This is a genomic window from Thalassospira sp. Z349TD_5 (genome assembly GCF_056173045.1).
This window is the reverse complement of record NZ_CM149654.1, coordinates 1,743,285-1,752,500: the sequence shown is the minus strand read 5'-3', so window position 1 is coordinate 1,752,500 and position 9,216 is coordinate 1,743,285. Positions and strand designations below refer to the sequence as shown.

General features: G+C 53.1%; 6 protein-coding genes (1 of these 6 cut by a window edge). 2 read left to right on the top strand and 4 right to left on the bottom strand.

Going from position 1 to position 9,216, the window contains the following annotated elements; all coding sequences use genetic code 11:
* From AC0VXT_RS07855 to AC0VXT_RS07845, 3 genes are all read right to left on the bottom strand, one after another.
* Positions 1 to 148, bottom strand: partial view of an IS1182 family transposase gene (locus AC0VXT_RS07855; protein WP_475548191.1) — the start only. Its footprint begins 1,280 nt before the window's first position; the window shows 148 of its 1,428 coding nt (coding positions 1-148); its start codon is at positions 146 to 148; the stop codon falls past the left edge of the window.
* Positions 149 to 265: 117 nt separating this feature from the next.
* A complete protein-coding gene (upp, locus tag AC0VXT_RS07850) occupies positions 266 to 916 on the bottom strand; it encodes a uracil phosphoribosyltransferase (protein WP_022733600.1) in 651 nt (216 codons plus the stop codon).
* A 283-nt stretch (positions 917 to 1,199) separates the two neighbouring features.
* The gene (locus AC0VXT_RS07845; protein ID WP_475548190.1) at positions 1,200 to 2,291 is read right to left on the bottom strand and encodes an SPOR domain-containing protein; all 1,092 of its coding nucleotides are present in this window, start codon (positions 2,289 to 2,291) and stop codon (positions 1,200 to 1,202) included.
* 685 nt (positions 2,292 to 2,976) lie between these two features.
* On the opposite strand from AC0VXT_RS07845, the gene AC0VXT_RS07840 reads away from it, so the two are divergent.
* A complete protein-coding gene (locus AC0VXT_RS07840; protein WP_475548189.1) occupies positions 2,977 to 5,292 on the top strand; it encodes a methyl-accepting chemotaxis protein in 2,316 nt (771 codons plus the stop codon).
* A 102-nt stretch (positions 5,293 to 5,394) separates the two neighbouring features.
* Here AC0VXT_RS07840 and pepN read toward each other — a convergent pair whose 3' ends face one another.
* On the bottom strand, positions 5,395 to 8,034 hold the full coding sequence (gene pepN, locus AC0VXT_RS07835; protein WP_475548188.1) for an aminopeptidase N: 2,640 nt from the start codon (positions 8,032 to 8,034) through the stop codon (positions 5,395 to 5,397).
* Between the two features lie 417 nt (positions 8,035 to 8,451).
* Here pepN and AC0VXT_RS07830 point away from each other — a divergent pair, with 417 nt between their 5' ends.
* Positions 8,452 to 9,123, top strand: a complete 672-nt coding sequence (locus AC0VXT_RS07830; RefSeq protein ID WP_101303961.1) for a response regulator — start codon at positions 8,452 to 8,454, stop codon at positions 9,121 to 9,123.
* The last annotated feature ends 93 nt before the right edge of the window (positions 9,124 to 9,216 follow it).

Here is a 9,216-nt window from a genome sequence, read left to right as displayed (position 1 = left end):
CGGCGCAATACAAATGCGCGACACGGTCATGGATGAAACTGAAATCAATCACTGCGTCAATCTTGCGCAGCAGATGATCCGATGGCACCAGAGATGACAAGGTCACCATCTCAAGTTCTTCCTGATGGGATGTCTTCTTCTTAAGCATCCCTCATTGAATCAAAAGTCCCCGCCAATGGCGAGGACTTTGTCAGCAGTCTGAGCCCGGCTTCTTGCCGGGCTTTTTTAATGGTCGTTTTTCGATCGCCCCGTCGTCTTGCAGAGACTAGCGCGTTCCAAACAAACGGTCGCCCGCATCGCCGAGCCCTGGCACGATGTAAGCTTTTTCATTCAGCTTCTCATCAAGGCCAGCGGTATAGATCGGCACATCTGGATGCGCATCCTGGAAGACCTTGACCCCTTCGGGGGCGGCAACCAGTGCCATAAAGCGGATGTCCTTGTCCGCGACACCGTATTTATTGAGCGTATCGATTGCTGCCACAGCCGAGTTCCCGGTCGCCAGCATCGGATCAACCAGAATAAAGGTGCGGCCTTCGACTTCGGGCAATTTCACCAGATATTCAACCGGCATATGGGTTTTGGGATCACGGTACAGACCAATGTGACCGATACGTGCAGACGGCATCAGTTCGATCAAGCCATCGGCCATGCCCGACCCCGCACGCAGGATCGGCACAACGGCAAGTTTGCGCCCCTGAATGGTCGGTGCCTTCATCGCGCAAATCGGCGTCTGGATTTCCTCATAGCTGACGGGCAGTTCGCGGGTAAGCTCGTAGCCCATCAACAGTGCAATTTCCTTGAGCAACTGCCGGAAGGTTTTGGTCGAGGTATCGACCTTGCGCATGTGCGTCAGCTTATGCTGGATCAGCGGGTGATCAAGAATATGAAGATTGGGGAAATCCTTATGCGTGGTCATGTTCTGCCAGCCATCCTGTCTTGCGGCGCAGCAGCCAAAGAAACATTGCTGCCACCTGTAATGAGCTTATGGGCCTACCGCCTAAAGCCTTTGCCCAGTGATGGCAAGTAGAATGCCGCAAAAGAAACGCAAAAACAAACCCCATCCGGGCAAATTCACAAAATCGGACCAAGACGTCGGGGTAACAAACAAAGACGGGGCGATACATTGCTGTATCGCCCCGTGAAACAAGCGCGCTGTAATCGACAGCGACCTTTATATGCCGACCAAAATTGGGATGGCCCTATTTGACTTCGCGGTCATTGGGTTCCGCGCGTACCGGGAAACCATCAACGCCCTGATTCTTTTTGATCTTTGCCGCATCATCGCGTGCCTGTGCGAGATTGGCATATTTACCAACACGGACATAATACCATGCCCCCTCGCCCTCTGGACCGCGAATGACCACCGCGACTTCGAGCCCGGTTTTGCGCAGTTCTTCGGCACGCTGACTGGCATTTTCATGCACCTTGAAAGCACCAACCTGAACCGAGAACGGGGTCTCTTCGTTGGACGCCGCCGCCGTGGGCTCGGATTGTTTTTCTGCTGGTTCCGAGGTCATTGGCTCTGAGGTCTCCGGTGCTTTTTCGGCGGTATCCGTTTGCTGTGCGGTAGCGGGTTCTTGTTCCTCTGCGGCCGGGGCTTCGGCTTCTGCTGTTTCAGCAGGCTCTTCTGTTTCACGAATTTCCGGCGCACTCAGAGCTTTTTTATCGGCCGGTTCATCCAGATCCGGAGCCGCTGGTGTTTCCATCGGCTCTGATGCGGCATCCGCATTGTTTGAGGTCGTCTCATCCCCTTCGGGCGCATCTGGTACCGTTTGTGAGAGCGTATCGGTGCGTTCCGCGATCAGATCGCCAACGGGATCATTGCTCGTTGTATCTGTTTGCGCATTGCCTTGTGACGGAGCCGGTTCCATTTCAGGGTCAGGCACCGGTTCGCTCATTACGGGCGCGTCCGGTTCGGTTGCCAGCATTTCAATCGGTGCCGGGTCTTTTTGTGCAACGGTGTCGGTATCACTGGACTCCATGAACAGGCCTGCACCGACCAGCATGCCCGCAAAGAACAATACCAGGCCCAGCATGCCAGCCCCGGTCACGAGGCCAAGGAGAGTTTTACGATCCATATCACCTATCCATGCATTGAAGTTTTGCCGATCAGCAAAGCGGTTGCCCTGTCCTTGTGCATCACCACGTCCGTCCCGACCATAAATGAATGCAGGAAGTGGTGCATCCTTTTGTTCGGGTTCGGGTTTTTGTTCGGGTTCGGGCGTTTGCCCGGCATCCGGATTTGGGTCTGCCCGCAAATCGGGTTTGTTGGTCGGGTCCTCGCCAGCCATCCGCTTGGCCTTTCTTCACGACATTAAGGGTAAGGAGTTTTGTAACCGCCAGCCCGTTTATAAAACCCTAAAGCCGTTCAATCAGAGACATAAAGGTCGCAATTACGTGCAATTGCGGCAAAAAAGCCGATGCCCGATGATGAGCATCAAAAGCCATCGTCGCATTCAAACAGCATAAGGACAGAATTTTGGATAAAAAAAGGGGGCTGGTATTTTCCCCGGCATTGTCCCGCACAATGATCCGGATACCAGCCCCTCGAGTGAGAGAGATCGACCTTCGGGGAGAGAGAGTCCCGAAGATAAACAGGTCATCAGCTACGCCATGTCAGTCTGATGACCGGGTCACAAACGGCATTGCCGTCTGCATTTGACGAAGACAGTCATAGAACATCGAAAAAGTAATTGCAAACGATTATCACACACATTCGCATATTTTTTTGAATATTTTCAATGCGCCCCATCGAAACCCTTCTTTGAAACGCCAACCAATGCGCGAAATTCACCCCGAAAACCCACGAATTTAAGTTGCCACGCCCAGCAATTTCCGCACGGGACACCAAGTAAATGATTGTTTTCCGAATTAACCTCTGATTGGATTAGTGGAGCTACTCTTAAGAAGTAGGTCCGGCGGGAGTGAGACACCCAATCAAAACTAAAAACAAACGGTTTGCTCTGGAGTGTTTGAATGACGGGAGAAAAAGCCGCAAAGACGGCTATGACAGAAGGCAGCAACAGCCTTCTGACGTTACGGCGAATCTTGCTTGTAACGGGATTACTATTGTCAGGTGCTGTCACCTGGATGTTACTTTGGACTGGCGATACCTATCGCAATTTTGCCATTGAAACCTTGAACAATTCGGTCAGTGGCACAGTCAATTTCTTTGTCGGATCCCGCGTGGCACAGGATTACGGCGACAAGGTTACCCCCATTGTCAACGAATGGTCGCGACTAGGCAGCCTGGTCAAAAGCTTTCAGGAAAATGATCAGACCCGCATGAAGGCGGAGCTGAACATTCTGTCGAATGCCCGTCAGGTGGTGCAAGGCGAGCTCGATCTGATCGAAACGGTGGCCTATGACGAGAACTTCACCAAACTGGCAACATCGGATTCCGAACTTGGTGCCAGCATCACCGATGATCCAGCGGTTCTGGAATATCTGAAAAACCGTGAGAAGGCAGAAGCCCGTAAACCGGCGACCTATATGTGGTCAACACCGGACGGACGCCCTGTGTTTAGTTTTATCCTGCCCGTGGGCGGTTTCCGCGCGGTTGGTTTTCTTGAAGTTGTCACTGATCCGCTGCCGACATTGGCGGGCATTGGCAAGGTGCTTGGTGGCAATTTCCGGATTTTTGATACTGATGGAACTCTTTTGTTTGAAAGCCTTGAAGATGGGCAAACAAGCGAAGGGGATGAACAAATTGCCGCTGCTGACGGTAGTGATGCGGCAGAACCCGGCGACACCGAAACAACGCCCCCCGAGGCGGCCAATACACAAGACAGTGAAAATGCCAGCGCAAAACAGCGTGCTGCGGTTGACATCTTGATTTCTGATGGACGCGGCGGCACTTGGGCCAAGGCGACATTTGACCGCGACATTACGGATTTCTATTCCCAGACCAACGACCTGCGGATGCTTTCGATTGAAATCCTGGTTGCGGTGCTTGTGGTGGGCTGGTTTGCCGGATGGGTCTTGTTGCGCACAACGGTATTTCGCAACTTGCGGGCCTTTGCCCGTGCCATGACATCCATCTCGAACGGCGATACCAATGTTGATCTGCCCAAAGTCGGGTCGGATGAAATTGGGGATATGAAAAAAGCCCTGATTGGTCTTCGCGAATCAGTCCGACAAGCCATGATCTTGCAAAACATGGTGGAAAATACCCCCACCATGACAGCGTTGATTACACCTGCGGGCACTTTGAGTTATCTTAATGCCAGTGCGCAGGATTATGTTGGCGGAAATACCGATACAGTTTCGGGTGACTTCCTTAATCTTGGGGATGATTTCCAGACCAAGCTTTCGAACCCCGACAATCTTCCCTTTACCGAGGTCATGCAGAATGACCGCGATTACCTTGAACTTCTGGCGGCCCCGGTGCGCGACAAGGACAATGTTCTTTTGGGCACCATGCTGGCGTGGAACAAGGTAACCGAACGTGAAGAAAGCCGCATGGCGATCACGGAAATGATGGCCGAGGTTGCGCGTGTTGCCCAATCGGTGACGGAACAATCCGAAGGGTTGCTTGGCCTTGCCAGCGAACTGACAAACCAGTCGGAAAATACCGTCGCGCAATCTGGTGGGGCACTTGACGTGTCGCGTGAAGCGGCCTCAAACACCCAGAATGTTGCAACGGCGGTCGAGGAACTTTCATCGTCGATTGCCAAGATCAACCGTCAGGCATCCGAAGCATCCAACGTGACCAATCGGGCACAGCAGGAAGCCGAGGAAAGTCAGCGCAATATCGGGTCGCTTGAAAAGGCCAGCTCGGAGATCGGATCGATTATTGATCTGATCAACGATGTTGCCCACCGCACCAAGCTTCTGTCGCTTAATGCGACAATCGAAGCCGAACGTGCCGGGCCACTTGGCAAGGGCTTTGCCGTGGTTGCCAACGAGGTTAAATCGCTTGCCGATCAAACCGCAAGTGCGACCGGAAAAATCGGCGAACTTACCGCCGCCATCCAGCAGGAAGTCCAGAAGGCTGCGCATTCTATCAGCACGGTTGGCGACGTTATTCATCAGCTCAATGACATCCAGTCAACCATCACCCAGTCGGTGGATGAACAGCGGCGCGCAACTGGCGAGATTTCCGAAAACGTGCAGCGAATTGCGGCGGGTGCCGGATCAATGGATGAAATGATCCAGTTTGTGAATGACGGTGCGCAAAGCACCGGTAAAAATGCCCATGACCTCAACACCGCCAGCCATCAGCTTTCGGAAATGGCGCGCAACCTTTCAGAACGGATGCGGGCCTTTAGCGAGCGGATGAAACTGACGTAATCTAATCCCGGCATTCTCGCCAACACACATAACGCAAAAGGCGGCCCCGCAAGGAGCCGCCGTTTTTAATGGAGATCGCAAAATCACCGTGCGGATAACCTGTTACGCCGCCGCGGATTTTGACGCGATTTCATACAGATCGCGCGAGATGTCTTCCTTGGCCAGAATGCGCTGCAAGGCAGCCTTCATCATGTCGGCCCGGTCGTCATCATATTTCGCCCATTTGCCAAGCGGTGCGCACAAACGTGCGGCCACCTGCGGGTTGATGTCATCAAGTTCAATCAGACGATCGGTATAGAATTCATAGCCCGAGCCATCCTTGGCATGGAAATGACGCGGATTGCCAATGGCAAATGCGCCAATAAGCGACCGGACCTTGTTGGGATTGCGCATGGTAAAGGCCGGATGCCCCATCAGATCCTTGACGCGCGCCAAGGTATCATCGCGCGATGACATCGCCTGAAGCGCGAACCATTTATCAAGAACAACACCGTCCTTGGCAAAGCGATTTTCAAAATCAGCCAAGGCATCCGCACGGCCCGGATGATCAAGATGGTTGAGCACCGAAAGGGCTGCCATCTGATCGGTCATGTTATCGGACGCCTTATACTGATCAGACGCCAGATCGGCAAAGCGGGCTTCGCCAGATGCGACCAGATAGCCAAGAGCCGTTGCGCGCAAGGCACGTTGCCCGGCCGATAGAGCATCGGGGGTAAAGGCCGCGTTCGAGGCGTTTTGATGATAGGTGTTTTCGAAGTCATCCATCAGGGCCACGCCAATGCGCTTGCGCAGGGCATTGCGGACCTGATGGATGGCGTCCGGGTTGGCAGGTTTGCGTTGCTCGGAAATAAACTCCTCACCCGGCAGAACCAGCGCATCCGCACGGAACGCCTTATCAAGCCCGTCATTCAAAAGAGTCGCCTGCATCGCGCCAATAAAGGCATCCACCGCAACTGCCACATCATTTAAGGCCGTATCGGCATTGCCGTCATTTTCCTCAAAATTGGAAATCGCCGACAGGATCAGGCGGGTGGCGTATTTCTGCCCCGCTTCCCAGCGGTTAAACGCATCGGCATCATTGCCCATCAGGAAGGCAAGTTCTGCGTCGGGCTGATCGGTCATGACATTGACCGGGGCCGAGAAACCACGATTGAACGACACGACCGGTTTTTCGGTCACACCGTCAAAGACGAAGTCCTGGGTTGCTTGCGTCAATTCAACCGTTTTGGCCGCCAGGTCATTGCCATCGGCACCAAGAAGCCCGATCGATACCGGCATATGCAGCGGTTTTTTATCGCTCTGACCCGGGGTTGGGTCGGTTTTCTGGGTCAAGGTGATACGGTATTGTTTGGCATCGGCGTCGTAGTCGCCTTCCCACCAAAGTTTCGGCGTGCCGGCCTGTGAATACCAAAGTTTGAGCTGGGTGAAATCGATGTCGTTGGCATCTTCCATGGCCTTGGCGAAATCATCACAGGTCACGGCCTGCCCATCATGGCGATCAAAGTAAAGGTCAATGCCCTTACGATAGCCATCGGGCCCGAGCAGCGTATGCATCATGCGAATAAGTTCGGCGCCCTTTTCATAGACCGTGGCGGTATAGAAATTGTTGATTTCCATATAGCTGTCGGGACGGACCGGATGGGCCAGCGGCCCGCCGTCTTCGGGAAACTGACGGGCACGCAATTGCGCGACGTCCTTAATCCGCTGCACCGGACGGGATCGTTGATCGGCGGAGAATTCCTGATCGCGGAAAACGGTCAGGCCTTCTTTGAGCGACAATTGGAACCAGTCGCGACAGGTTACCCGGTTGCCCGACCAGTTGTGGAAATATTCATGGGCCACAATGGATTCTATCAATTCGAAATCCATGTCGGTCGCGGTATCGGGCTTGGCGAGAATGTATTTGGCGTTAAAGACATTAAGGCTTTTGTTTTCCATCGCGCCCATATTGAAGTCCGACACGGCAACGATGTTGAACAGATCAAGATCATATTCAAGACCATAGACGTCCTCGTCCCACTTCATGGAGCGTTTCAGGCTGTCCATCGCATAGTCGCAGCGATCTTCGTTGCCATGTTCAACAAAGATGCGCAGCGCAACATCGCGCCCCGAAACGGTTTTAAAGCTATCCTCGACACAGGCCAGGTCGCCCGCCACCAGTGCAAACAGATAGGACGGTTTGGGGAACGGATCTTCCCACACCGCGAAATGACGCCCGCCGTCGAGATCACCGTTATCAATCAGGTTGCCGTTTGACAGCAACACCGGGCAGGATGATTTATCCGCATTGATGGTGACCTTGAAGGCCGCCATGACGTCGGGACGATCCGGGAAATAGGTAATGCGGCGGAAACCTTCGGCCTCGCACTGGGTGCAAAAGGCACTTTGCGAAACGTATAAACCTTCTAGGCGCGTATTGTTGGCTGGTGAAATCTGGGTTTCGATTTCCGCGATGAAGGCTTCGCGGGGTGCCGTAAAACGCAGACCTTCCTGATCAACGGTGAAATCGCCCGATGCAAGACGGCGCTCATTGATGCTGACTGAAACAAGTTTCATGTCCTCGCCGTGCAGGAAAACTTCGTCGTCAACGCCGGTACCCCGCGCAGGATTCGCATGTATGAAAAGGCGCGATTTGACGTTTGTGACCTCTCGTTCCAGATCAAAGACCAGTTCGACCTTTTCTACAAAAAAGTCAGGTTCTTTATAGTCTTTACGCGAAATCACGTGGCGCTGATCAGACATTTTTGCGTCCTTTTTCCCTTGGTCTGCGCGGTATTGGAATGGATTGTATAAAATCCACTTTTTTGCACCGCGATGTGGTTTGTAAGAACTGAATTTCGTTCATTACCCTAAGTGATAGGATAAAATTCATTTTTCGACAAATGCGGAGTTTACGGCGCCGAATTTAGTATGCATAATCCCAAACGGTGGCGCGAGGGGGGCCGAAGTTTCACATTTCGTGGGGCGAGAGTGATCTTTGGTTTCCCTCACTCCTTCTGCCCGCCAGTGGCTGTGCAGACGGACGCAATCCGGGTCGCACCCAAGCCAATAATCAAACTATCCCAATCATATTCTCACCTTCTGTTTTGTGAGTCCGATTAATCGGAATAGAATAATTGCGACCTGACGGGGAAAAATCACTTCCAAGGGAAATCGCCAATGTCCGAAACGTTCCAGATTCTGATCGCAGATGATCACCCGCTTGTGCGTGGTGCCCTTAAACAAGCATTGTCAACAGAACTGGATAACGTGACATTATATGAGGCCGGAAGCCTGTTTGAAGCCATCGAGCAGATCGAAGCCCACAAGGGCGATATCGATCTTGTTCTTCTTGATCTTCATATGCCCGGTATGAACGGTTTTACCGGCCTGTTTACCCTGCGCGCGTCGTATCCCGACATCCCGGTATCGATTGTTTCGGCCAGTCAGGACATGCCGGTTGTGCGCCGGTCCATCGAATACGGGGCATCGGCATTCGTTCCGAAATCCGCCCCGGTCGATCAAATCGGTCTTGCGGTCAAAACCGTTCTGGATGGCGGGATGTGGATGCCCGACTGGGCACGCGATGCCATGGAAAATGGCCCAGCCGACGACGAGGCCACTAATCTGGCGGAAAAAATTGGCCAACTGACCCCGCAACAGCTTCGTGTTTTGAATATGCTGACCGAAGGCAAGCTTAATAAGCAGATTGCCTATGAGCTTGATGTCACCGAAGCCACGGTGAAGGCCCATGTATCGGCGATCCTGCGCAAACTTTCGGTCCATAGCCGTACTCAGGCCGTAATCATTGCCCGTGAGTTACAGCTTCAGGAACCGGCAATCGAGACATAAAGTCACCCGGCTCGCGAAGCACTTCTTCTACGCAAGTTTCTTCTAGACAGCCTTGTAGTCATCGACTTAGGTTAGGAAGTTCTGATGTTTTGT